This is a genomic window from Sphingomonas sp. (assembly GCF_031361285.1).
Lineage (GTDB): Bacteria > Pseudomonadota > Alphaproteobacteria > Sphingomonadales > Sphingomonadaceae > Sphingomicrobium.
Map to the genome: position 1 here is coordinate 1 of NZ_JANMCO010000108.1, position 1,704 is coordinate 1,704.

Below are 1,704 nucleotides of genomic sequence, written 5' to 3' on the forward strand. Positions count from 1 at the left end.
GGCGGGTACCCTGACCCCCGTGATTTCCCGACCCAAACAATCGCGCCTGGTATTCCGGGGTCCCCCGGACACGCCGGGCGACGACGGTTGAGGGTGTGACACAAATCCGCGATCTCGCGACGCGAAGCGCCCGAAGTTTTGCAAATCGTTCCGCCCTCCCCCTGGAGGATATGGCGCACGACGCCAGCTCAAACAAAGACCGTCATACCCCGCGAAAGTGTTTGGTCCCGGGAGATTGGATGGATGGAATCGGTGTAGAACGGGGCCTCCGTTACATTGAGGAGCGCCTTCGGTCATGGACCTAGCTCTGCACGCCAATGCGACCACAACCCCAAGGGTCAGATCCTACATCCAGCGCAGCAAGAAGCCGGTGGCACAACTGGCGGCGGAACTCGGCGTCAGCGAGACCACGATCCGTCGCTGGCGCGGCCGAACGACAGTCGGCGACCGCTCGCACCGGCCGCACAAGCTGACAACAAGCCTGTCAGCCATGGAAGAGACACTGGTTTGCGAGCTGCGAACGTCGCTGCAGTTGCCGCTCGACGATATCGTCGAGGTGATGCGACGCTGTGTGAACGACGAGCTCTCCCGCAGTGCTATCCATCGTTGCCTCCAGCGTCACGGGATCAGCCATCGCAAGAAACCTGACAAGCCAGGCGTCGGCGTCTTTGAACAGGCGACCGTCGGCTTCATTCACTTCGACCTCAAGCATCTGCCTGCCCTGGAACGCCGCAAAAGCTATGCCTTCGTCGCGATCGACCGCGCCACCCGCTATGTCTATGTCGAAATCCACCTGAAGCGCGATGCCAAGACTTCGGCCGGCTTCCTCACCCGGTTCCTGGCCCACTTCCCGTACCCGGTTCACACCATTCTGACCGACAACGGCTCCGAGTTTACCGACCGCTTTGCCGTCGATATGAAGAACAAGCCGCCGGGCAAGCCTTCCGGCAAGCACCCCTTCGATCTCATCTGCGCCAGCCACCAGATCGACCACCGGCTCACCAGACCATACCGACCGCAAACCAATGGTCTCGTCGAACGCTTCAATCGTCGTCTTGCCGAAGCAATTGGCCGCGAACCCAAGCGCGGCAGCGCCCGACGCACCTTCCCATGCCATGCCGATCGCGACGCCTTCCTCAAACGGGTTGTTGCCGACTACAATCGTACCCGTCTCAAATGCCTCGGCTACGTCGCTCCGCTGGAAGCTCTCGCCAATCTCCCGGGACCAAACACCTGCGCAGGGTCGACGCGGGCCTCGATCGCGGTTTTGTCCCAGATCGAGCCGACGCCGGGAGCTGACATGGCCGCCCAGGCCGTCCCTGTGGATTGCGGCACGCTGCCGCCGTTGGCGGCCTTTTCCGACAACAGCTCCGACATCGTCTGGGGCTGCCGGGTGATGGTCATGTCGGCGCCGATCCTTGTATCCCAGAACGGCGACAAAGGCTGCTTCACCGAAACGGCGGAGCCATTCGACCTGTCCTTCGACGACCACGACATTTCGCCGGCGCCGCCGGATTGCGCTGAAAACCGCGCCTTCGAGGCTGGATTGGCCAGGGTGGAAGCATCGACATTGAGCTGGCTCCAGTCGAGCTCCAGATTTTCCGGATCGATGTCGCTGGCGTTGGCGGCGGTGATATCCGTTGCCTCGGCGTTTTCGTCGGCCGGCAGGGCCTGCGCGCCCGCCTGCAGCACGGAGGCCGCGCC

At 62.8% G+C, this 1,704-nt stretch carries 1 protein-coding gene; it reads left to right on the forward strand.

What is annotated here, in order from left to right; genetic code table 11:
• Positions 1-295 precede the first annotated feature (295 nt).
• Positions 296-1,704, forward strand: a 1,409-nt coding sequence (locus RMO25_RS10125; RefSeq protein WP_309662483.1) for an IS481 family transposase, incomplete at its 3' end; no start/stop codon positions are given.